This window comes from Citreicella sp. C3M06, from assembly GCF_018860705.1.
Lineage (GTDB): Bacteria > Pseudomonadota > Alphaproteobacteria > Rhodobacterales > Rhodobacteraceae > Salipiger.
Genome location: NZ_JAHKQA010000014.1, coordinates 50,182 through 72,339, shown reverse-complemented (window position 1 = coordinate 72,339; position 22,158 = coordinate 50,182). Strand labels below are relative to the sequence as shown.

The window sequence follows — 22,158 nt, the reverse complement described above, 5'->3', positions numbered from 1 at the left end:
CGCGCCTGAATGCAAAAGTCCCGGCATCTCGCGGCTGATCGCGCTTGCCGAAAAGACGTTCGGGCTGCGCCCGTTCCGCCATGCAGGGCAGGCGGTGCGCCACAGCCTCTTAGCCGTCGGCATGGGGCGGGCGTGGCTTGGCGGCGCTCACTAAGACCTGCAAAAGCTTCCTCTTTCGGGAATTTTGGTATTTGACCTTACGCTTCGGGGTCGGGCATACCGGCCGCCGAAGAGGGCGGGAGGATCGCGCCCCAAAGCTCAAACGGGAGGACTCTCATGAAGCGTATCGTTCTCGGCGCCGTCTCGGCGCTGATGCTCGTGGCCACCGGCGCGGTTGCGCAGGATTACCCGACCAAGGAAATTCAGGGCATCATCCAATGGGGGGCTGGCGGCTCGACCGACACGGTGATGCGCTCGGTCACGCCCTATGCCGAAGAGGTGCTGAACGGCAAGGTGGTCATGCAGAACATGACCGGCGGCGTCGGTGCCATCGCGCTGAACAACGTGGCGGGCAGGGATGCCGACGGCTACACCCTGCTGATGGGCGCTGAAAACCCGATGCTTTACAAGATCATGGGTCTTGGCGACAAGGATTACAGCGATTTCACCCCGATCACCCTGCTTGCCCGCGGCACGCCGATCCTCGTGGCCAGCCCCGAGGCGCCGTTCGACGATTATCCGGGCATGCTGGCCTATATCAGGGAAAACCCGGGCGAGCTGCGCTTTGGCACGACCGGTCCGGGGGGCCTGCCATCGGTGATCACCGCGATGATGAACACGGTCGAGGGCGAGCTGGACGTGATTTCGGTTCCCTATGATGGCGACGGCCCGGCGCTGACCGCGCTTCAGGGCGGCGCGATCGACGTGATGCCCGCCGTTCTGGGGGTCGCGATCGAGACCATCAAGGCCGGCAAGCTCAAGCCGCTCGCGGTGTTCGATGTCGCCCCCCTCGACAAGCTGCCGAGTGTGCCCGAGGTGACCCGTTTCAACGAGGGCTATAACACCTACCTGCCATGGGGCCCGTTCTTTGGCATCTTCGTCAAGAAGGGCACGCCGGACGAGATCGTCGCCGCCTTGCAGGAGGCCTATACCAAGGGGACCGCAAACCCCGAGTTTGTCGAGCTGATGGAAAGCCGCGGCTATTCCATGATGAACCTCTCGGGCGATGCGGCCGAGGCGTTCCTGACCAAGTGGCAGCAGGGCACCGTCTGGCTGCTTCAGGACGCCGGCCTTGCCAAGACCTCGCCCGAGGAATTCGGCATCGCCCGCCCCGAGTAAACCGGCGCCGCGCCCGGCCCTTGTGGCGGGGCGCGGCGGCCAAGATCGGATCGACAGCTCGCGTCCGGTCTCGGTCTGACGGCCGGCGTCAGGCCACGCGCCGCATCTCTCTGCCCGAGGCTGCGGCGCTGTTCTTTGCAAGCAGCTCTGCGCCGGGCGTGGCAGGGCAGGAGGCCCCGAGGACCCATGTCCAGGATCGAAACCGAACACCATGACGGGCGCTCTGACGCCACGCCGGGCGGCTATGCAAACCAGCGCCGCCCCGGAGAGCTGATCTTTGGCGCTGTGCTTGTCATCGCCAGCCTCGTGCTGCTGTGGGAGGCCTATGGCATCAGTGGTTTTGACCAGCTGAGCGCCCCGGGCAGCGTGCCGATGGCGACCACCGGCGTGATGGCCATCAGCGCTATTGTCATCTTTTTCAGGGACCTGCGGCGCAGCCGCGTTGCGAACGAGACCCTGTCGCGCGACATCCTGCCCGGCAAGGTCATCGTGGTGGCGCTGTTGCTGATCGGCTTTGGCATCGCGCTCAAGCCCGTCGGCTTCCTGCCGACCTCGGCGGTGTTCCTGATTGCAACCGTCAGGATGCTGGGCCGGCGCGGCTGGGTCTGGACGCTAAGCGTGTCACTGGGCACGTTGCTGCTGGTCTGGTTTGTCTTCCGCATTGTGTTCACCGTTCTGATCCCCGCTGGCATCGTGCCCGAGGCCGAGATCATTCAGGCCTTTCGCAACCTGTTTGAAGGGGCACCGTGATGGAAACCCTCATGGCCTTCCTGACCGTCTTCACCCATCCGCAGCTGTTGCTTCTGGTCGGCGTCGGCACCTTTGCCGGGGTCTATGTCGGGGCCATTCCCGGCCTGTCGGTGACCATGGCGGTGTCGATCCTGATTTCCTTCACCTTCACATGGGATGTGCTGCCGGCCATCGCGTTGATGATCGGCATCTACATGGGCGGGGTCTATGGCGGCTCGCGCACCGCGATCCTGCTGAACATCCCCGGCGCGCCCTCGGCCATCGCCACCGCGCTGGATGGCTATCCAATGGCGCAGCGCGGCGAGGCGGGCACCGCCATCGGCGTGACCACTGTCATGAGCTTTTTCGGCGGGTTCGTCGGCATCGCGGTTCTGGCCATTGCCGCGCCCTTCGTGTCGGATTTCGCGCTGACCTTCCAGCCGCGCGATTACATGCTGCTGGCGGTGCTGGGCATCCTGCTGGTCGGCTCGCTGTCGTCGGGCAGCCTGATCAAGGGCATTTTTGCCGGGGCGCTTGGGCTTGCCATCGGCGCGGTGGGCCGTGACCCGCTGACCTTTACCGAACGGTTCACCTTTGATCTGCAGATCATGCAGGGCGGCATCAGCTTCATCGCGGTGATGATCGGCATGTTCGGCGTGTCCGAGGCGCTGTTGCAACTGCACCACGTCGACAAGGACACGGTGAAGCAGAAGATCAGCCGCATCGTTCCCAGCTTCGGCACCATCCGCAAGCACCTGCCGCTGTCGCTTCAGACCTCGTCGATCGGGGTGATCATCGGCGCGCTGCCGGGCACCGGTGGCGACATCGCCGCGCTGATGGCCTATGACCACGCCAAGCGCGTGACCAAGACCCCCGAGCGCGCCTTTGGCGATGGCGCCATCGAGGGCCTCGTCGCCCCCGAAACCGCCAACAACGCCGCCGTGGGCGGGGCCTTCATTCCGATGATGACGCTGGGCATTCCGGGCGACGCGGTGACCGCCATCATGATCGGCGCGCTCTACATCCACGGTCTGAACCCCGGCCCGATGCTGATGATCGAGCGCCCCGACATGTTCTGGTTCATCGTCGGCGCGCTGGTCGTGGCCAATGTCTTCATGCTGATCTTTGGCCTGACCGGCATCAAGATCTTTACCCGGATCGTCGAGATGCCGCGTGCTGTGCTGATCCCGCTGATCATGCTGCTGTCGATCGTCGGGGCCTATGCGGTCAACAATTCGCTGAGCGATGTCTACTGGATGCTGGGCTTCGGCTTCTTTGGCTATTTCATGCGCCATTATGGCTATCCGCTGGGGCCGGTGATCCTTGGGGTGATCCTGTCGCGGCTGCTGGATGACAACTGGCGGCGGGCGATCATTTCCGAACGCGAGGATCTGGGCCGCTTCTTCTGGGGCATCATCACCAGCCCGCTGTCGGCGACGCTGCTGGCCGCGGTGATCCTGATCTTTGTTTCGCAAACGCCGCTCTGGACCCGCGTCAAGGCGAAACTGCTGTCGACGGACGCCTGACCCATCACGGCGGATCAGAATTCTGGCCATATCTCCGCCGCGTGCGATATCTGCATCAGGTGGCGGGGCGGCCAACCCTGATGGCCGTGCGCTAAGATCTGCTGATCCCGCGTGCGCAGAGCATGGCGTTTGTCGATTGCGCGGGGAGGGGAGATCAGCAGCAATTTCAAACCGTCTGAATCCACCTGCGCGGGGATCGGGCCACCGACCGATCGCGTTTTAAAAGCCGCGGTCAGGCCCAGATGATACGGCAGTTGGCTTCGATTTCCGGGGTGCCAAGCGCGTGGTCCTGCACCTGCGCGGTGCCAGCTTCGAAATCGGTTTCGGTGACCGTGTAGCCGCTATCGATGCGGGCAACCATGCGGATGTCGCCGAAATCGGTATCGTCCTGCTGGTAGGTCTCGCCGTTGTACAGCGTCGCGCCCTCTTCGGACCAGTCGTATTCTGCCGGAAAGCTCTGGCCTTCGGGCACGTAATAGACGTTGAACCCAGAATAGACGTAGCTTGCCTCGCCGCTCTCGCTGCTGGCGGTTTCGGAATATTCGGCCGGCAGCACATACAGCGTGCCGCTGTCCTGCGGCAAGGTAAAGCTGACGATATCGCCGCTGCCGGCGGTGATCTCGGTCAGGTCTTCTTCTTGCGAGAAATCATCGAGCGGCGCCGGGCTGGCGGCAATTTCCGACGCGGTGAAGGTCAACGGATCGTCGTCGCCTGCGCCGGTTTCATCGCCCGTGGTGTCATTGTCAGAACGGTCCGTGGTTGGCGCGGCCTCGGTCGGCGTGCTGTCTTCCCCGCTTTGAACTTCGGCCCCGCTTTTGACTTCGGCCTGTGCGCTCGTGTCCTCCGGGACATATTCCGGAATCTCGATGACGCCGACGGACTCGTCGGGGTCGATGGCCGCATCGTCTTCGTGGGTCCCGGTTTCGTCGTCCTCTTCCGGCGAAGGATCGGTCAGCACAAAGGCCGACACCCCGACGACCCCGGCCAACAGCGCCATCATTCCGAACATAACCCAACTCCGTTTACTGATCACTGCCTTCGGTATGAACCGCGTAGATTGGCCAAGCCTTAAGACACCGGCTTTCGCGCGAAGCGCTGAACCGGTTTTCACACAATATTCGAGAATAATCCTATGTGAAATTATTATGCATCCGCAGAAAAAGTCACATTTACGTACAGGTCATGCCTCGCTATCCCAAGACGAGTCAGATAGCCATCACTCCCGCAATAAGGGTGAGAGCCATGCCGACATACACACTCAACGAGAGCGAAACCTTTACCGCTCAGGGCGTTTCAGCGGATATGTTCGGGGCGAATTACGTTACGATCTACGATTACGAAATATCTGAGACTCCGGTACTGATCGAGCAGCTTGCCTCGCTCAACGTCAGCACGCTGCGGTTTCCCGGCGGCAGTGTCACCGAAAGCGCCTTCACCGAGGCAAGCTTCCTGACCGGCGATTACACCGCGCAAACCTATACGCGCGACGACGGATCGGTGCAGAACCTCACAACCTTAGCGGAATTCTTCAGCGTGGCGGGGCAGGTGGGCGCCGATGCGCAGCTGGTGCTGCCGACGCGCGCCGCCTTTGCCCAGTCGGCGGCGCAGGCGCTGGTGCGCGGCACATATGGCGAGCGGACCGCCATCGACAGCGCCTATTTCGTGCATCTGGCCAATTTCCTCGACACCGCGCGGGCCGAGGCGCGGGCGAACGGGGTCGAGATCACCAGCGTCGAGATCGGCAACGAATTCTGGGGCAGCGGCGAGATGACCGCCGAGGAATATGGCTATCTGGCCGGGCAGGTCGCCAATTTCATGGCCGATCAGTACCCGGATATCGCTGTATCGGTGCAGATCACCGCCTCGACCGGCATCTTCAGCCCGCTGCAAGACCGTCTGGCCTATCTCGAACCGGATGGATCGGGCGATTTCATCCTGCACTGGGCGAGCGAATACAGCGGCAGCCCGCCATCGTCATGGTCGCGCGGCACCGTGTCGGCGCAGGGCAATGCCATCACCCAGACCAGCGCCATCGCCGAGGCGCTGGTGGATGCGGGCGCCACCGATGCCATCGACGGCGTGGTGCAGCATGTCTATTTCGACGACGGCTTTGCCGGGATCGACAGCGAAAACGAATTTGCGCTGAACGTGATCAAGGGAATTTTCGAGGCCGTCAGCGGCCTGAGCGATGTGCCGATGTCGGTCAGCGAATGGTCGCCGCGCAATGCGCTTGGCGAGGACAGCAACAGCGGCAACGCCAATGGCCTGCATTATGCCCATACCGTGGTCGAGGCGTTTTTCGAACTGGCCGCCGCCGGGGTGGATCACGCCAATTTCTGGCCGATCACCTTTTCCAGCGCCAAGACCTACCGCACGCTGATCGATTCCGACGAGGCCGAGCTGACCTTTGGCGGGGTGGCCTTTCAATGGCTGACGCAAAGCGTGGGCGGGCTGCACACGGTGCTGGATTACGAGGTGGCCGGGAGCCTCGACGTGCACGGGTTCGGCTCGACCAGCACGCTGGCGCTGTTTGCCGCCGAGCGCAGCGGCAGCGATGCCGACGTGGCGCTCGACGTGTCGGAGCTGTTCGCGGCGGGCGACTGGTTTGCACTGGTGAGCACGCTTGGCAGCGAAGAAGGCAGCTATTCGGACACCGATGACGACCCGCTGATCACCGATTTCGATGGCTATGTCGGATCGGGGAATACGGTCAGCTTTGGGCTTGAGGCCTGGAATCTGGCGCGGGTGGAATTGCAGGCGATCACCGCAGGCGGGGACACCCTGCGCGGCGCCGATGGCAATGACACCATTCGGGGCGATGCGGGCGACGACATCCTGCGCGGCGGCAACGGCGACGACCAGCTCAAGGGGCAGACCGGCGATGACCAGTTGTACGGCGGTCAGGGCGATGACTGGCTTTCGGGCGGCTTTGGCGATGACAGCCTGATCGGCGGCGATGGTGATGACGATGTGTACGGCGGCGGCGGGGCCGACGTGCTGATCGGCGGTAACGGCGCGGATTCGCTCTATGCTGAAGAGGGGCGCGATTACGTACAGGGCGACGGTGGCAACGATCACATCTGGCTGGGCGGCACGGGCAGGTTTGCGGGCGGGGATGGGGCGGAAAACATCGACACCGGGGCGCAGGTTGGCACGGGCAGGGTGATCGACCTTGGCGGCAAGACGCTGCTCGAGGCGGTGAGCCAGGGCGGCGATGGCTATGACGTGCTGCATCTGACCGACGGCGGCGATGCGTTCTTTCTGCATGACGCCATCACCGGGTTCAACGACGAGGTGGCGCTGAGCCGCGATTCCGACGGGCGGCAATCGGCGGCCCGCTTTGTCGGCATCGAAGAAATCGACGCGGGGGCAGGGGATGATCTGGTGGATTTTACCAGCCCGGATTATTCGATGGATGGCGAGAGTATCCGGGTGGATCTTGGCGGCGGCAACGATGTGTTCTGGGGCACCGACAGCGATGATGTGGTGTTCGGCGGCGCGGGCGATGATTCGATATTCGGCGGCGCCGGGGTTGACCGGCTGACCGGCGGCGCCGGGGCGGACAGTTTCGAATTCACGCAAAGCGCGCGCTATGTGACGGTGACCGATTACAACCCGCATGAGGGCGATACGCTGCGGTTCTACAATGCCGGATCGATGCTGTTTGACGAGAGCAGCGTCAGCCTGACCGCGTCGGGGCTGTCGATCGTGATGACCCACAGCGACACCGGCGCGCGCGAGGTGATGCATGTGACGCTTGAGGGGGTCTCGGATCTGTCGCTGCCAGCGATCAGCGCAGGGATCGAAATTCTCTGAGCCTGCCCGGTGGGTTCTGCGGAGGGGGGCCAGCCCCCCGCGCTGACGCGCCCCCCCGGGATATTTTTAGCCAGAAGAAGCCGCTGGCTCACTCGGCGGCGAGTTGGCTGCCTTCGGTGACCAGCGCGGTGTAGTGATGCGGCAGGCGCATGGTGATGAGGTCTTTGCGTCTTGTGACGTTGGTCGGGTAGGGGCCACCAAGGTTGGTCAGGTCGATATCAAGCGTGGCAAGGCCGGGGCTGTCGAGGATGGCGCTTTCCTGACGCGGGAAGGCGAAGGTGTCGGCGCCGAAGATGCCGCTGTGGCCGGGGCTGTCGGTGCAGGCGTTGGCGAAGGCTAGATGCAGGTTGTTTTCGCCGCTGCGGGTGCGCAAGGCGTGCCAGTGATAGGGGTCGGCGCCTTTGGGAATGGGCGCATTGTGCGGGATTTCGGTACCTTGATGGGCGCCGGTGAAGCCATCGGGCAAGGCGGCGGGGCAGGCGATGATGTCGCAGCCTTCGAGACCGAGGATGCGCCCGGATTCGGGCAGCAGCGCATCGGTGCCGGTGAGCAGGCCAAGCCGCCCGAAGGGCAGATCGAACCATGTCCAGTCATCGCCGGGGGTGGCCCATGTGCGGTCTGTCATGGACAGGTGGATCTTGCGGTAGCGGCCGACGCGGCCTTCGGGGCCGCTAAGCACCACGGTGTTATAGGCCTGCGCGCCGTCGCTTTCGGCAAAACCTGCGACGATGTGCAGGCGATGCCGCATGGCGATGCGGGTGAAGGCGGTGACGCTGGGGCCGGTGATCGGCTCTGGCGTTCGGGTCAGGCTGAGTTCGGGCAGAACGAGCAGGGAGGCGCCCTTGGCCTGTGCCTCGGCGGCGTAGGCATCGATCTGCGCGAGGTTCTGCGCGGCATCGTTTGAGGGGGCGAACTGCGCCACCGCAAGGGTGGAGGCGGTGCCTTCGGGCAGCGGCTGGTAGCCGTAGAGGCGATGAAACTCCAGCGGGTTCCACGTAAAGCTGTTGGTCATCAAGGTCTTGTAAAGCGCGGGGCGGCGCATCTCGAAGACCGGCTCGCCCAGCACCTCGCGGGTGCGGGCGCGCGCCGGATCGATCATGCCGATGACGATGGCGTTGCCGCTGTCGACGCTGGCCTCGACGGTGCCGTCGGGGCCGATGATGCAGCTGCCTCCTGAGAACTGCACGGTGCGTTCCAGACCCCAGCGGTTGGATTCCACCACGTAGCAGGCGTTTTCAAAGGCGCGGGTGATCCAGTAGGGGGCCGGGGTGCGCTCGGCCAGCCAGTTCGAGATATGGCAGATCACATCCGCCCCTTGCAGCGTTTCCAGCCGCACGGTTTCGAAGAAATGCAGATCCATGCAGATGACGATGGCGATGCGCCCCAGCGCTGTGTCGAACACCGCGTGGGCGATATCGCCCGAAGCGGCCCATTTCGGTTCGGCGATATAGGGGTGCGACTTGCGGTGCTTGCCGACCAGCCCATCGGGGCCGATCAGCGCGGCGGAATTGTAGTAAAGTCCTGTCGCCTCGTCGATTTCCGGCATCCCGATGACGATGTAGCACCCGTGCCGCGCCGCGATGTCGTGAAAGCGCGAGGTGGTCGGGCCGGGGATGGGTTCGACATAGGGCGCAACTTCGGCGCGGTCATACCAACAATAGCCGGTTGCCCCCATTTCGGGGGTGACGATCAGCTTTGCACCGCCCTGCGCGGCCTCTTCGCACATCTTCAGCAGGGAGGCGACGTTCTGCTCCTTGGCGAACATCGTCGGTTCGAACTGGATGGTCGCGGTCTTGAACGGGGCAGGGCAGGGCATTGCGGGCTCCTTGAGCAGCATCTTCGGGGCTGCAATATATTTGAAATGGAAACTATCTCGGATCAAGGGTGTTTTGCCCTGCCTGCGCGTGAGGCGTCGGCGGCGGTCGGGCGCTGCTAAAGATCACCACCGGTTTCCGGTGCAAACGCTCAGAGAAACCTCTGATGCTGCCTGTTTTGTAATCTGATGCCCCGCAATATTGCGTAGTATTTGGGCGAAATCAGGCGACGCATAGATATTTTCCAAATTAGATATTTGCAGTTTCAAGCAAATCGGAAAGCGTCTGCCGGATTATAGATCAACAGGGAACGAACATGACCAAGCTCAGCAGACGCTCTTTCCTGCGCTCGACCGGCATGGCAGGCGCGGCCACGTTGGCCACGCCGCTTGTCGCGCGCGCCCAGTCCGACACCATCAAGATCGGCGGGCTTCATGACCTGTCCGGCGCGCTGGACGCTGTCGGCGTGCCGATGAACCAGGTGTTCAAGCTGGCCATCGACGAGATCAACGAGGCCGGCGGCCTGCTTGGCAAGATGGTCGAGCCGGTGATCTACGATCCGCAGTCGAACATGTCGCTGTATTCGCAATTCGCCACGCAGCTGGCGCTCAAGGATCGCGTCGATGTGGTCATGGGCGGCATCACCTCGGCCAGCCGTGAGACGATCCGCCCGATCTTTCACCGCTACAACACCTTCTACTTCTACAACACCCAGTACGAAGGCGGCGTGTGCGACCGCAACGAGATCACGCTGGGCACCACCCCGGCGCAGACCGTTGCCCGGCTCATCCCCTATGGCATGAACCTGTATGGCAAGAAGGTCTACACCATCGCGGCCGACTACAACTATGGCCACATCACCGCGGCTTGGGTGAAGCGCTACGTCGAGGAAAACGGCGGCGAGGTCATCGAGACCGAATTCTTCCCGCTGGACGTGTCGCAGTTCGGCGCGACCATTTCCAAGATCCAGGGCGCCAAGCCCGACTTCGTGCTCTCGGCGCTGGTGGGCACCTCGCATATGGGCTTTTACCGCCAGTGGGCGGCGGCTGGCATGAAATCGGAAATCCCGGTGATGTCGACCGTTCTGGGCGCGGGTGGGTCGGACCAGCTGATCCTGACCGCCGAAGAGGGCAACGGCATCACCGCGTCCTTTGGCTATTTCGAGGAAATCGACAACCCGACCAACAAGGCCTTCCTTGAAAAGGTCGCGGCGGCCTATCCCGACAAGGATTGGGTGATGTCCGAGATTTCCGAAGTCACCTACGAGGCGGTCAAGATGTGGGCCGACGCGGTGGCCGACGCCGGTACCACCGAGCGCGACGCGCTGCTCGAAGTGCTGACCTCGGGCAAGACCTACGACATGCCTGCCGGCAAGGTGAAGATCGATCCCAAGACCCAGCACGCCATTCGCGACGTCTATATCGCCGAGCTGCAGGATCAGGTGTTCAACATCAAGGAAGCCTTCCCCAACAGCCCGCCCGCCGACACGCAGATGGTCTGCGATCTGGTCGAAAACCCGGACTCGAACAAGCACTTCGAGATCAGCCTCTGATCTGAAAAGCAGGAGACGAGCATGGACTATACGCTTGTAATCGCCCTTGAAATGGTGCGTGCCGTGGCGTGGCTGGTGTTGCTGGCCTCGGGGCTGGCGATCATCTTCGGCATGATGCGCATCATCAATTTCGCCCATGGCGAATTCCTCATGCTGGGCGGTTATACCGTGGTGATTTCTGCCCGGCATGGCGTAAACGAATGGTTTGCCATGCTCGTCCTTGCGCCCGTGGTGGTGGGCATCTTCGGGGTGCTGGTAGAGCGGCTGGTGATCCAGCGGCTGTACGGGCGCATCCTCGACAGCCTTCTGGCGACATGGGGCCTGTCGATGCTGATGATCGGCGGCGTGACGATGATCTTCGGCAATTCCGTCACCGGTGTTGCCACCCCGCTGGGCGGCATGAGCATCGGCGAATATCAGGTGCCGCGCTATAACTTCGTGCTGATCTTTGCCGCGATCGCGCTGCTGCTGGCGATCTGGGCGGCGCTGAAATTCACCAAGGCCGGGCTGATCGCCCGCGCCACCATGCAGAACCCGGACATGGCCGAGGCGCTCGGCATTCCCACCCGCTGGGTCTACATGGCGACCTTTGGCATCGGATCGGCGGTCACCGGTTTTGCCGGGGCGCTGCTGGCCCCGATGACCGGGGTGGTGCCGACCATGGGCGTGAACTTCATCGCGCAAAGCTTCATCACGGTGATCACCGGGGGGGCTTCGGTCATCACCGGCACGCTCACCGCCGCCGGCCTGCTCGGCTCGATCAGCCAGGGTATGACCTTCCTCACCGGGCCGGTCTATGGCGATGCTGCATTGCTGCTGGCCGCGCTGGTTCTGCTGCGCCTGCTGCCGCAGGGCATCACTGGCCGCATCTTCAAAAAATCTTTGTAAGGGACCACGGTTTCATGGAAAAACCCGTTACCCGAGATCCCGGTTTCTACATCATGATCGCCATCGGGCTGGCCGTGATGTTCATCGCCCCGGTGATGCTGGATCTCTTTACCATCATGCAGATCACCCAATACGTGGTGCTGTCGGTGTTCGCCCTGTCGCTGGGCTATATCTGGGGCTTTGGCGGCATCCTGAGCTTTGGTCAGGCGGCATTCTTTGGCCTCGGCGCGTATACGTTCGCGGTGGCGTCGATCAACATGGGTTCGACCACGATCCCGATGCTGCTGGCGTTTATCATCCCGACGATCTTTGGCGTCCTGCTGGGCTATTTCATGTTCTACGGGCGGCTGTCGGATGTGTATCTTGGCGTGGTGACGCTTGTGGTGGCGCTGATCTTCTGGAAGCTGATCAACCACACCGCGGGCCCGGAATATTCCATCGGTTCGGCGCGGCTGGGCGGATTCAACGGCATCCCGTCGATCCCGACGCTGCACATTCCGGGCGATCCGTCGGCATGGCTCGACCCGGGCCAGATGTTTCAGGTCTTCATGGGCTTCCTGATCGTCATCTATGTGGCGCTGCGCTTCCTGATCGCGTCCGACTTTGGCCGGGTGTCCATCGGCATCCGCGAAAACGAGACCCGCGCCAGCCTGCTGGGCTATGACGTGCGCAAGCAGAAGGTCATCGTCTTTGCCATCGGCGGCGGCATTGCTGGCATCGCCGGGGCGATGTGGGCCACCTATCAGGCCTTTATCGACCCCAATTCCGTGTCGATGGAAATGTCGGCCAAGGCGCTTGTCTGGGTGATGGCGGGGGGCGTCGGCACGCTGGTCGGCCCGATCATCGGCTGCATCCTGCTGCAATGGCTGACGCTGCAACTGGGCACGGTCGACGTGGTCAATTCCATCGCCGTGCTGGGCGCGATCATGATGATCCTCGTGCTGGCGCTGCCCAAGGGCATCGTGCCGACCGCGCGCTCGCTGATGCTGGGCGGCTACATCTTGTGGAAGCGCAACCATGGCTCTGCCATGGCCGGAAAGGCGGTGGGCGAATGAGCGATCACATCCTGACAACCCGTGGCCTGACCATGCGCTTTGGCGGCGTCACAGCGGTGGACAACGTCGATTTCAACCTGAAGGACGGCGAATTGCGCTGCCTGCTGGGGCCGAACGGGGCGGGGAAATCCACCTTCTTCAAATGCCTCACCGGGCAACTGACCCCGACGAGCGGCAAGGTCACGCTGTCGGGGCAGGACATCACCGGCGCGCATACCCACCAGATCGTCAACCTTGGGGTCGGTATCAAAACTCAGGTGCCCAATGTCTTTGACGGCATCACCGCCTATGAGAACGTGCGCCTGTCGGCGCGGCGCAAGCACCTGAAACCGCTGGCCCGTGAGCTGACCATGCACACGCTGGAGCGCTGCGGCATCACCCATCTGGCCAAGCGCGAGGTTGGTCTGCTGAGCCACGGTCAGCGCCAGCTGGTCGAGCTGGCGATGGTGCTGGCAGGCGAGCCGAAACTGATCCTGCTGGATGAACCCGCCGCTGGCATGACCGGCGATGAGCGCGACCGGCTGGCGCAGCTGGTGCTGGAATCGGCGCGCTCGGCGGCGGTGGTGGTGGTCGAACACGACATGGCCTTCATCCGCCAGATCGCCAAATTCGTCACCGTGTTCAACCGCGGCGCGATCTTCCGCGAGGCGATGATCGACGACATCATGCAGGACCGCGAGGTTCAGGAGATCTATCTGGGGAAACAGGCGAATGCTGCTTGACGTCAAGGGCCTCTCGGCCGCCTACGGGCTGGTGCCCGCGCTGCACCGCGTCGATTTTCACGCCAATGCCGGCGAGGTCGTTGGCATTCTGGGCCATAACGGCATGGGCAAGACCACGCTGATGCGCTCGATCATGGGCTATGTGAAGGTCACCGGGGGCGAGATCAATTTCGACGGCACATCCATCCTTGGATCCGCCGTCAACGCGCGGGCCAAGATGGGGATCGGCCTTGTGCCGCAGGGCCGTCAGATCTTTCCCAACCTGTCGGTCAAGGAAAACCTCGAGGTCGCCATCCCCGGCGGCAAGGCCGAGGTCGCGCGCATCGTCGATGAAATGCTCGAGCTGTTCCCGCGTCTGCAACGCCTGCTCGACCGGCGCGGCGGCGCGCTGTCGGGCGGCGAACAGCAGCTGTTGGCGCTGGCCCGTTGCCTTGCCCGCCACCCGCGCCTGATGCTGCTGGACGAGCCGACCGAGGGCATCCAGCCGTCGATCATCGACGAAATTTCCGACACGCTGGCCGCCCTCACCAAGAAGATCGACATCACCATCGTGCTGGTAGAGCAGAACCTCGACTTCATCACCGGCCTGTCGGACCGGGTCTATGCCATTTCCAACGGCGTGCTCGACCGCGAAATCCCCAAGGCCGAGCTGACCGATGCCAGCGCGGTGAGCGCCTTCATGGGCTTCACCGGCTGATCCGGCGTCCCGCTCGGGGCGCCCTCAAACACTACATCAATACAAGGACTGAACGGATGTCTGTGAAACTTCCGAACGAAGAGCAATTGGCCGATGCGGCGGCCCGGCTTGGGCTCAACCTGTCGCCCGAGGATGTGAAATCCTATCAGGGGCTGATGAAGGGCTATGTCGATGCCTATAACGCCGTCGACCTGATGATCGACCCGCTGCCCGAGGTGACCTATCCGCGCACCCCCGGCAAGCAGCCCCCCGTCGAGGAAAACGAGCTGAACGCATGGTACGTGAAATCGACCGTGCAGGGCGCGCCCGAAGGCAAGCTCAAGGGCAAGACCGTTGTTCTGAAAGACAACGTCATGCTGGCCGGCGTGCCGATGATGAACGGCTCGTCCACGCTCGAAGGCTACATGCCCAACGTCGATGCCACCATCGTCACCCGGATGCTGGACGCGGGCGCGACCATCGTCGGCAAGGCGCATTGCGAATGTTTCTGCATCTCGTGCGGCTCGCACACCTCGGCGCTGGGGCCGGTGGGCAACCCGCATGACCCGACCCGCTCGGCGGGCGGCTCGTCTTCGGGTTCGGCCGCGCTGGTCGGCAAGGGCGAGGTCGATATGGCCATTGGCGGCGACCAGGGCGGCTCGATCCGTATGCCCTCGGCGTTCTGCGGCACCGTCGGCATGAAGCCGACCCATGGCCTCGTGCCCTATACCGGCATCGTGCCGATCGAGATCACCATCGACCACACCGGCCCGATCACCTCGAGCGTGGCCGACAACGCGCTTCTGCTTGAGGTGCTGGCGGGCTCGGATGGCTATGACAGCCGCCAGATCGACATCTCCGTGTCGAATTACACCGAGGCGCTGGACAAGCCGGTCAAGGGCATGAAGGTCGCGATCCTCAAGGAAGGCTTTGGCCATCCCCAGTCCGAGGCGGCCTCGGATGACAAGGTGCGCGAGGCGGCAAAGAGGCTTGAGGCGCTTGGCGTAACGGTCGAGGAAGTGTCGATCCCGATGCACCTGATGGGTCCGGCGATCTGGACGCCGATCGGTCTTCAGGGTCTGACCCAGACGATGATGCTGGGCGATGGCTATGGCACCTCGCGCCGCGATCTCTATGTCACCAGCTTCATGGATTTCCATCGCGGCTGGCGCGAGCGCGCCGACGAGCTGTCCGAGACGATGAAGGTCGGCATGGTCTTTGCGCAATTCGCCGATGACCAGTATGGCAAGCGCTTCTATGGCAAGGCGTCCAACATCGTCAAAACGCTGCGCGCCGCCTATGACGCGGTGCTGGCTGATTACGACGCGATCCTGATGCCCACCGTACCGATGACCGCAACCCCGCTGCCGGGCAAGGACGCAAGCCGCGAAGAGATCCTTCAGCGCGGCTTCGAGATCCTCGACAACACCGCACCTTTCGATCTGACCCACCACCCGGCGCTGTCGGTGCCCTGTGGCAAGGTGAACGGCCTGCCGGTGGGCATGATGCTGGTCGGCAAGATGTGGGATGAAAACACGCTCTATACGCTGGGCGATGCGTTCGAGAAATCCGGCGACTGGACCAGCTGGTAAGATCCCCGACAACTTGCCCGCCCCGTAACGCCGGGGCGGGCCTTTTTTCCATCAAGGACAAAGACATGAAAGACCACAGCCCGGACGGGCCGATGATGCTTGAAACCGTGCTGGGCATGGCGGCGGATGCACAGTGGCATGACCGGCTGCACGCGCTGGAACACGAGGGCGGGGTGGAATTCCTGTCGATCCCCGAGGCCGACGCCGCGCGCAAGCGCATGCGCGTCACCACCGACCGGGGCCGCGATTGCGCCATTGCCCTGCCGCGCGAACAGGGGCTGAGCGACGGCGCGGTGCTGTTTCACGACGGGCGTCTGGCCATCGTGGCGCGCATCGACGGCGCGGCGCGGATGCGGCTGCGCCCGGCAAGCATCGACGACGCGATGCGGCTTGGCCATTGGTGCGGCAACCTGCACTGGAAGGTGATCTTTGGCCAAGGCGTCATGGACGTGGTGCTCGACGGTCCGCGCGCGCGCTACGAGGCGCGGCTCGCCGATCTGCGCGGGCTGGCAGAATTCGTGATCGAGGACGCATGAGCCTTGCCACCATCCGGGCGATGCAGCTGGCCGACAGCGGCTTTCCCTCGGGCGTTTTTGCCTATTCCTGGGGGCTGGAAAGCGCGCTGGCCGAAGGGCAGGTCTGCAAGCGCAGCCTTGCGGATTGGGTTGCGCTTGATCTGCGCACCCGCTGGCACCGCTTTGATCGCATCGCGCTGGCCGGGGGCTTTCGGCTGACCGGCGAGGCGCTGAGCGGCTGGTTCGAGACCGTCGATGCGCTGATGCCGGTGGAAACCCAGCGCCGGGACAGTGCGCAGGCCGGGGATGCGTTGTTCGCCTCGGCCCGGGCGCTGCGCATTGCGATGGATCCGGGCGCACTGGCGGCGCAGGCCGCAGGGGTGGGGCATTTCGCCGTGGCGCATGGGGTTTTTCTGCGGGCCTGCGGGCTGGATCTGGGCACGGCGCTGGAAACCTCGGCGCTCAGCCTTGCGCGCGGGGCGTTTTCCGCCGCGGTGCGGCTGGGCGTCGCCGGCGCGATCACCACCCAGCGCGACCTGCTGGCGCTGGCCCCGCTGATCGCCGAACTGGCGATAGCGCCCGATGCGCAGGACCTGCCCTCTGGCGCGATGCTGCTGCCCGATGTGGCGCTGATGCGGCCCCGGCAGGGGCGGCTTTTCATCAACTAAGGAGACGGTCATGCACCTGACCTCCACCGAACTCGAGCGGCTGACCATCTTCACCGCCGCAGAACTAGCCCGCCGCTATGTCGCGCAGGGTATCCGCCTAGCCCACCCCGAGGCGGTGGCGCTGCTGGCCGACGAATTGCTGACCTTTGCCCGCCACGGCCATAGCCACAGCGAAATCGTCAGCCATGCGTCAACCCTGCTGCGCGCCGATCAGGTCGAACCGGGCGTGGCGCATATGCTGAAAACCTTCTCGGTCGAGGTGTCGATGGCCGAGGGCACCAAGCTGGTCACCGTCTTCGACCCCATCGCCCCCGCGCCCGGCGATCCGATCCCCGGCGAGGTCATCCCCGCGCAAGGCGAGATCGAGATCAACGCAGGCCGCGAGGCGATCACGCTCAGCGTGCTCAACACCGGCGATCGCACCATTCAGGTCCGCTCTCACGCGCATTTCTTCGAAGTGAACCCGGCGCTGCAATTCGACCGCGCGGCGGCTTTCGGTATGCGGCTCGACCGGCCCTCGGGCGGCGGCGAGCGCTTCGATCCGGGCATCGAAAAACACGTCGTTCTGGTGCCCTATGGCGGCAAGCGCGTGGTGCACGGTTTTGCGGGCCTCACCGAAGGGCCGGTGGACGGCGGGCTTGAGACGGCGATCCATGCCGCCACCCAAAGGGGCTACATGCGATGAAACTGACCCGCGACGCTTATGCCCGGCTGTACGGGCCCACCACGGGCGACATGGTCCGCCTTGGCGATACCTCGCTTCTGGCCGAGATCGAATTCGATCACACCCATCCCGGCGATGAGCTGACCGCTGGCGCGGGCAAGATCATGCGCGACGGCGAAGGCTTTTGCACCAGTGGCACCGCCGCCAACGGCGCGCTGGACATGGTGATCATGAACGCCATCATCATCGACGCCGAGCTGGGCATTCTCAAGGGCGATATCGGCATCCGCGACGGGCGCATCGTCGGGGTGGGCAAGGCTGGCAACCCCGACATCATGAACGGCGTGACGGATGGCATGGTGACTGGCCCCAACACCACCGTGGTGCATGGCGACAACCATTTCGTCACCGCCGGCGCGATCGAGGCACATGCGCATTTCCTCTCGCCCCAGCAATGCCACCACGCGCTGGCGGGGGGGTGCACCACGATGATCGGCATGTCTCCGGGGCCGAATTTCGATGTGTCCTGTTCGGGGCCGAACGTGCTTGGGCGGCTGATTCAGGCCGCGGATGAATACCCGCTGAACTTCGGCTTTCTCGGGCGCGGCAATTCCAACCCCGAGGCGGTGGCCGAAAGCGTGTCTGGCGGCGCGTTGGGGGTGAAGATCCATGAGGATTTCGGCGCCTCGCCTGCGGTGCTGGATGGTACGCTGACGGCGGCGGATGCTGCGGATTTCTCGGTGCACCTGCACACCGACACCATCAACGAATTCGGCTTCTACGAGACCACGATGGAGGCCATCGCGGGCCGCTCGATCCATATGTACCACACCGAGGGCGCGGGCGGTGGCCATGCCCCCGACATCCTTGTGGTCAACGGCTATCCCAACGTGCTGCCCTCCTCGACCAACCCGACCAACCCCTACACGCTGCCCGCCCTCGAAGAGGGCGTGCCGATGACTATGCTCGCCCACATGATGAGCTTCGATCTGCTCGAGGACGTCGCCTTTGCCGAGGCCCGCATCCGCCCGCAAAGCATGGCGGCCGAGGATCTGCTGCACGACATGGGGGCGATTTCGATCTTTGCCACCGACACCCAAGGCATGGGCCGGCTTGCCGAAAACCTTGCGAAATGCTGGCAGCTGGCATCGGTGATGAAGGACCGGGTGGGCCGTTTGCCCGAAGAGACGACTGCAAGCGCCGACAACCAGCGCATCCTTCGTTATGTGGCGAAATATACCATCAACCCGGCCATTGCGGCGGGGATCGACCACGAGGTCGGCTCTATCGCGCCGGGCAAGATGGCCGATATCGTGCTTTGGCCGTTTGCCTTCTTTGGCGCCAAGCCCAGCACCGTCATCAAAGGCGGCACCATCGTCTGGGCCACCATGGGCGATGGCAACGGCAGCTTCGTGGGGTCCGAACCGATGATCCACCGCCCGATGTGGGGCGCGCTTGGCAGCGCCAAACACCATCTTGGCGTCACCTTCGTCTCCGAGCTTGCGATCAAGGCAGGCACTGAAACGAAGCTGGGGGTAAAGAAACCTTTCGTTCAAATCCGCAACACCCGAAAGCTCGGCAAAGCTGATATGATCCGCAACGCCGCGCTGCCAAAGATCACCGTCGATCCGCAGACCTTCGAGGTCGAGGCCGATGGCGCGCCCCTCACCGCAGACCCCGCCCGCAATGTTCCCCTTGCAAGAAAGTACTTCCTGAGATGACAGCCGCCCGCGTCGGCATCGGAGGCCCAGTCGGCTCCGGCAAGACCGCCCTGATCGAAGCCATCCTGCCGCTTCTGGCCGAAGTGGGCATCGACACCGCCGTAATCACCAACGATCTGGTGACGGACGAAGACGCAGAACGTCTGCGCAAGGGCGGGCAGCTGGCCCCCGACCGGGTGCGCGCGGTGCAGGCCGGGGCCTGCCCGCATACCGTTATCCGCGAAGACCCCACGCTGAACATGGCCGCCGCCGACAGGCTTGAAACAGATTTTCCGGGGCTGGATCTGATCCTGATCGAATCCGGCGGCGACAATCTTGCCTCGACTTTTTCGCCGGATCTGGTCGATTACTGGATGTTCGTGATCGACGTGGCGGGGGGCGATGACATCCCCCGCAAGAAGGGGCCGGGCATCCTTCAGGCCAACCTGCTGGTGATCAACAAGGCCGATCTCGCCCCGCATGTCGGCGTCGATTTCCCCAATATGCTGGCCGAGGCAACGGCGGTGCGCGGCGGCGGCGCAGTGCTGCCGGCGATCTGCCGCAAGGGCAGCGGCATCGCCGAGGTGGTGGCGCATCTGCGCCGCGAGGTGTTGTTCAAGTGAAGGATTTCGCGACGCAGCGCGCGCAGGTGTCGCTGATCTGCGGCATCGCGCCGGATGGCGGCACGTCGCTGCTTGATCGGCATGTGGAATGGCCGTGGTCGCTGCCGCGCGGCTACCGGCGCGCCGGGCTGACCGGCCCGCTGACGGTGCTGCCACAATGCGCCGGCGCGGCGCTACTGCCCGGCGATCACTGGCGCCACGAGGTGACGGTGCAGGCGGGCGGCAGCGTCGATCTGCTCAGCGCCGGGGCCCTGATGATCCACGCCGATGCACGGCGCGGGCGCGAGTGTTGCTCCGACTGGACCCTGCGCGCCGATCGTGGCGCAACCCTGCGCCACCTTGCCGATCCGAATGTGCTGATGAGCGGGGCAAAGATGCACCAGCGCATCACGCTCACGCTGGACGAGGGCGCAAGGGCGGTGCTGTTTGACGGCTTCTGCCGCCGCGATCCCGCAGCGCCGGACGCTGGCGGGGTCTGGAAATCCGATTTGCAGGTGATGCGCGCCGATGGCCACACGCTTTTTCGCGAGCGCCAGCATGTCACCGAGGCCGACCTGATCGCGCTCAAGGCACTGCCCGGCGGCATGACCGCCTTTGGCACCGTAACATTCATCGGATCGGCCCCGTTCGAAAACGGCCCGCTGGATCTGCCCGACTGTTACGCCGCCGCAGGGGCGGCGCGGGGCGGCGCAGGACAGATCCTGCGCATCGCCGCAACGACCGGAGGCGCGCTCGACCGCGCCTTCCGGCAGATCCGCACGCTTATCTGAACGGCGTCAGATCGGGGCGTTTGGTGTGGAAATCCGTCACCCGCTGGAACGCCGCGCCCAGTTTGAACAGCGTGTCCTCGGTCAGCGCATGCCCCATCAGCTGGAACCCGATCGGCCCGCCGCGGCTGTCAAAGCCTCCCGGCAGGGTCAGCGACGGGCAGCCGGTGAAATCCGCCGGCGCGGTGAATTTCAGCATGTCGCCAAGGTTCTCGCCCTTGCCTGCCGTGGGCGCGCCATAGATGTTGTCGAGCTCGGGCATCGGCCCGCTGGTGATTGGAAACAGCACCGCGTCGAGCCCATGCATCGCCCGCGCCACCGAGCCGTTATAGACCAGCCGCCACTGCATCGCCGCGCCGACGTCCTTGGCGGTCAGGCTCAGCCCGTAATCCAGCAGCTCGCTCAGATGCGGCGCGTAGCCGTCGCGCTGTTCGGGGAAACGGCCCTGATGCGCCAGCGCCACCTCGATGGCGCAAAGCACCGTCCATTGATCGACCGCATCGGCAGGGAAGGGGAAGGACATTGGCACGATCTGGGCGCCCAGCGATTCATACACAGCGATGGCCTCGGCGATCACTGCGGCCGTTTCGGGCGCCGCACCGTCGATCACCGCCGCGCGGTCGATGCCGATGCGCATACCCCGGATCGGCCCGGCGCAGGCGGCAAGGTAATCGGGCACCGGCGCCATCAGCGCGGTGGGATCGTTGACATCCGCGCCTGCGATGGCGGTCATGATGGCGGCGCAATCCTCGGCGCTGCGCGCCATCGGGCCGACATGGTCAAGACTGTCGGCCAGCGCAAACACGCCGTGGCGGCTGACCCGGCCCCATGTGCCCTTCATGCCGGTGATGCCGTTGCACCCCGACGGAAAGCGGATCGACCCGCCGGTGTCGGACCCGATCGCGCCAAAGGCCATGCCCGCCGCAACCGACACGCCCGAGCCGGACGAGGACGAGCCCGCCCACAGCTTGGAGTTCCACGGGTTCTTTGGCACCGCCATCTTGTCGTTATGGCCCGAATAGGCGCCCTCGGTCATGCCCAGTTTGCCGATGGTGACGCAGCCCGCCTGTTCCAGCCGCGTCGTCACCGTGGCATTGCGCCCGGTCTGGTTGTCCCTGAGCAGCGCCAGCCCCGCCGAGGTCGGCGCGAAATCGGTCTCGCACAGATCCTTGAGCGCAAAGGGGATGCCGTGCAGCGGGCCGCGATCCATCCCGGCGGCGCGTTCGTCCGTAGCGGTTTGCGCCTGCGCGAGGGCACGGTCTGCGGTCAGCGCGATATAGGCCGTCAGCGCGCCATCTACCTCGGACACCCGTTTGAGAACCGCTTGCGTCACGTCCAGCGGCGTTGCCTGCCCCGAGGCGATCAGGCGACTGGTGTCCATCAGCGACAGATCCGGGATGTCGCGGGTTGTCAGGTTGGGGGTGTGGGCATTCATGGGACTCTCCTCAAGCGGCGCATTTACTTGATTTGGCAAATACCATAAGTACAAATACCGAAAGGTTCGTTATCGCTTCCAGCGCAATTCAGGCGATTGATCCGCTTGAACCGCTCAGGAAACAGGCAAACGCCCTAT

19 protein-coding genes are annotated in these 22,158 nt (G+C 64.1%); 16 read left to right on the top strand and 3 right to left on the bottom strand.

From position 1 onward, the window contains the following. The first annotated feature begins 276 nt into the window (after window positions 1–276). The 3 genes from KO516_RS03980 to KO516_RS03970 all read left to right on the top strand — a co-directional run bounded on the left by KO516_RS03980 (window position 277) and on the right by KO516_RS03970 (window position 3,533). Window positions 277–1,278 carry a tripartite tricarboxylate transporter substrate binding protein gene (locus KO516_RS03980; RefSeq protein WP_216002519.1) on the top strand — a complete coding sequence of 334 codons (1,002 nt, stop codon included), beginning with the start codon at window positions 277–279 and terminating at the stop codon, window positions 1,276–1,278. A gap of 186 nt (window positions 1,279–1,464) precedes the next feature. Further along, window positions 1,465–2,028 carry a tripartite tricarboxylate transporter TctB family protein gene (locus tag KO516_RS03975; RefSeq protein WP_216002518.1) on the top strand — a complete coding sequence of 188 codons (564 nt, stop codon included), beginning with the start codon at window positions 1,465–1,467 and terminating at the stop codon, window positions 2,026–2,028. Beyond that, a complete protein-coding gene (locus KO516_RS03970; protein ID WP_216002517.1) occupies window positions 2,028–3,533 on the top strand; it encodes a tripartite tricarboxylate transporter permease in 1,506 nt (501 codons plus the stop codon). Before KO516_RS03975 ends, KO516_RS03970 begins: the two co-directional genes overlap by 1 nt. A gap of 232 nt (window positions 3,534–3,765) precedes the next feature. On the opposite strand, the gene KO516_RS03965 is transcribed toward KO516_RS03970, so the two are convergent. Continuing rightward, window positions 3,766–4,542: a hypothetical protein gene (locus KO516_RS03965; RefSeq protein ID WP_216002516.1), complete on the bottom strand. Its 777-nt coding sequence runs from the start codon at window positions 4,540–4,542 to the stop codon at window positions 3,766–3,768. A 233-nt stretch (window positions 4,543–4,775) separates the two neighbouring features. On the opposite strand from KO516_RS03965, the gene KO516_RS24615 reads away from it, so the two are divergent. Continuing rightward, window positions 4,776–7,349 carry a calcium-binding protein gene (locus tag KO516_RS24615; RefSeq protein ID WP_216002515.1) on the top strand — a complete coding sequence of 858 codons (2,574 nt, stop codon included), beginning with the start codon at window positions 4,776–4,778 and terminating at the stop codon, window positions 7,347–7,349. An 88-nt stretch (window positions 7,350–7,437) separates the two neighbouring features. Here the strand turns inward: KO516_RS24615 and KO516_RS03955 are convergent, their stop codons facing one another. Continuing rightward, entirely contained in the window at window positions 7,438–9,165 is a 1,728-nt protein-coding gene (locus KO516_RS03955) for a nitrilase-related carbon-nitrogen hydrolase (RefSeq protein WP_216002514.1), read from the bottom strand. 314 nt (window positions 9,166–9,479) lie between these two features. On the opposite strand from KO516_RS03955, the gene KO516_RS03950 reads away from it, so the two are divergent. The 12 genes from KO516_RS03950 (at window position 9,480) to KO516_RS03895 (ending at window position 20,588) form a co-directional block, all read left to right on the top strand. Next, window positions 9,480–10,715, top strand: coding sequence for a transporter substrate-binding protein (locus KO516_RS03950; RefSeq protein WP_252737381.1), 1,236 nt, complete (start codon window positions 9,480–9,482; stop codon window positions 10,713–10,715). Between the two features lie 21 nt (window positions 10,716–10,736). Beyond that, window positions 10,737–11,603 carry a branched-chain amino acid ABC transporter permease gene (locus KO516_RS03945; RefSeq protein WP_216002513.1) on the top strand — a complete coding sequence of 289 codons (867 nt, stop codon included), beginning with the start codon at window positions 10,737–10,739 and terminating at the stop codon, window positions 11,601–11,603. A 14-nt stretch (window positions 11,604–11,617) separates the two neighbouring features. Then, a complete protein-coding gene (locus KO516_RS03940) occupies window positions 11,618–12,658 on the top strand; it encodes an urea ABC transporter (protein ID WP_216002512.1) in 1,041 nt (346 codons plus the stop codon). Beyond that, the gene (locus KO516_RS03935) at window positions 12,655–13,380 is read left to right on the top strand and encodes an ABC transporter ATP-binding protein (RefSeq protein WP_216002511.1); all 726 of its coding nucleotides are present in this window, start codon (window positions 12,655–12,657) and stop codon (window positions 13,378–13,380) included. The genes KO516_RS03940 and KO516_RS03935 overlap by 4 nt, the downstream gene beginning before the upstream one ends. Continuing rightward, window positions 13,370–14,077 carry an ABC transporter ATP-binding protein gene (locus KO516_RS03930; RefSeq protein ID WP_216002510.1) on the top strand — a complete coding sequence of 236 codons (708 nt, stop codon included), beginning with the start codon at window positions 13,370–13,372 and terminating at the stop codon, window positions 14,075–14,077. The genes KO516_RS03935 and KO516_RS03930 overlap by 11 nt, the downstream gene beginning before the upstream one ends. Before the next feature lie 56 nt (window positions 14,078–14,133). Then, window positions 14,134–15,648, top strand: a complete 1,515-nt coding sequence (locus tag KO516_RS03925) for an amidase (RefSeq protein ID WP_216002509.1) — start codon at window positions 14,134–14,136, stop codon at window positions 15,646–15,648. A gap of 65 nt (window positions 15,649–15,713) precedes the next feature. After that, window positions 15,714–16,184 carry an urease accessory protein UreE gene (locus KO516_RS03920; RefSeq protein WP_216002508.1) on the top strand — a complete coding sequence of 157 codons (471 nt, stop codon included), beginning with the start codon at window positions 15,714–15,716 and terminating at the stop codon, window positions 16,182–16,184. After that, window positions 16,181–16,831 carry an urease accessory protein UreF gene (locus KO516_RS03915; protein ID WP_216002507.1) on the top strand — a complete coding sequence of 217 codons (651 nt, stop codon included), beginning with the start codon at window positions 16,181–16,183 and terminating at the stop codon, window positions 16,829–16,831. The genes KO516_RS03920 and KO516_RS03915 overlap by 4 nt, the downstream gene beginning before the upstream one ends. Before the next feature lie 10 nt (window positions 16,832–16,841). Continuing rightward, window positions 16,842–17,516: an urease subunit beta gene (ureB, locus tag KO516_RS03910; protein WP_216002506.1), complete on the top strand. Its 675-nt coding sequence runs from the start codon at window positions 16,842–16,844 to the stop codon at window positions 17,514–17,516. Further along, entirely contained in the window at window positions 17,513–19,216 is a 1,704-nt protein-coding gene (ureC, locus tag KO516_RS03905; RefSeq protein ID WP_216002505.1) for an urease subunit alpha, read from the top strand. The genes ureB and ureC overlap by 4 nt, the downstream gene beginning before the upstream one ends. Next, window positions 19,213–19,818, top strand: coding sequence for an urease accessory protein UreG (gene ureG, locus KO516_RS03900; protein WP_216002504.1), 606 nt, complete (start codon window positions 19,213–19,215; stop codon window positions 19,816–19,818). Before ureC ends, ureG begins: the two co-directional genes overlap by 4 nt. Next, a complete protein-coding gene (locus KO516_RS03895; protein WP_216002503.1) occupies window positions 19,815–20,588 on the top strand; it encodes an urease accessory protein UreD in 774 nt (257 codons plus the stop codon). Before ureG ends, KO516_RS03895 begins: the two co-directional genes overlap by 4 nt. On the opposite strand, the gene KO516_RS03890 is transcribed toward KO516_RS03895, so the two are convergent. Next, on the bottom strand, window positions 20,581–22,020 hold the full coding sequence (locus KO516_RS03890; protein WP_216002502.1) for an amidase: 1,440 nt from the start codon (window positions 22,018–22,020) through the stop codon (window positions 20,581–20,583). The two genes, KO516_RS03895 and KO516_RS03890, sit on opposite strands and share 8 nt — an antisense overlap. Window positions 22,021–22,158 lie beyond the last annotated feature (138 nt).